This is a genomic window from Xanthobacter sp. BG11Y11_SDJG (assembly GCF_057364445.1).
Window position 1 is genome coordinate 1 of record NZ_JBNFNU010000806.1, and the last position, 752, is coordinate 752.

A 752-nucleotide genomic window follows, 5' to 3' on the forward strand; every position below is an offset into this window, starting at 1 on the left:
GCCGAGCGCCGAGGCTTCCCGCAAGACCCCGGCCCCGAAGCCCGCGCCGCTCTCGCGCCGGGTGCCCTTCGCCCGGCAGGTGGCGGACCTGCTGCGCGACCAGATCATCCGCGGCACGCTGCCGCCCGGCGCACGCATCGTCGAGCGCAGCCTGTGCCAGAGCCTCGACGTCTCCCGCACGCCGCTGCGCGAGGCGCTGAAGCTGCTGGAGGCGGAAGGCCTGGTGGAAATTCCCAGAACAAGGGCGCGCGCATCATGTCGTTCACGCCCCAGGAGGCGGCACGGCTGTTCGAGGTGATCGCCGGGCTGGAGAGCCTGGCGGCCGAGCTCGCCGCCCAGCGCATGGGCACCGACGAACTGGCGCGGCTCGATGATCTGCATATGCGCATGTGCGCTCACTACGATCGCCAGGAAAAGGATCCCTATTTCGAACTCAACACGCTGATCCACGACGCGGTGGTGCGGGCCAGCGACAATCCGATCCTCATCGCCACCCATGCAAGCCTTATGCTGCGCGCCCGTCGCGGCCGCTACATGGCGATCATCGACCCGTTCCGCTGGGAGGAATCCGTGGGCGAGCACACGGCCCTGATGGCGGCGCTGCACGCCCGCGACGCCGAGGCGGCGCGGCGCGTGTGGCGGCGCACCTGATCCGCACGGGGGAGAGACGGTGTCGGCCGTGCTGGAGGCTGCCGGCATCGCCGGTGCCGAGGTGGACGAGAGCGGCGCCCCCGGGCTGAGGCCATCGCCGG

General features: G+C 71.3%; 2 protein-coding genes. Both read left to right on the forward strand.

Annotated elements, in window-relative coordinates; translation table 11 throughout:
* The coding region (locus tag AC2W7M_RS26650; RefSeq protein ID WP_486136208.1) for a GntR family transcriptional regulator at positions 1 to 298 on the forward strand (298 nt) is incomplete at its 5' end.
* Positions 256 to 651: a GntR family transcriptional regulator gene (locus AC2W7M_RS26655; RefSeq protein WP_486136210.1), complete on the forward strand. Its 396-nt coding sequence runs from the start codon at positions 256 to 258 to the stop codon at positions 649 to 651. The genes AC2W7M_RS26650 and AC2W7M_RS26655, both read left to right, overlap by 43 nt.
* Positions 652 to 752: the final 101 nt, after the last annotated feature.

Bases quoted from the DNA above. Each gene is read 5' to 3' on its own strand.
- AC2W7M_RS26655 (WP_486136210.1), top strand. From the start codon at position 256: ATGTCGTTCACGCCCCAGGAGGCGGCACGGCTGTTCGAGGTGATCGCC.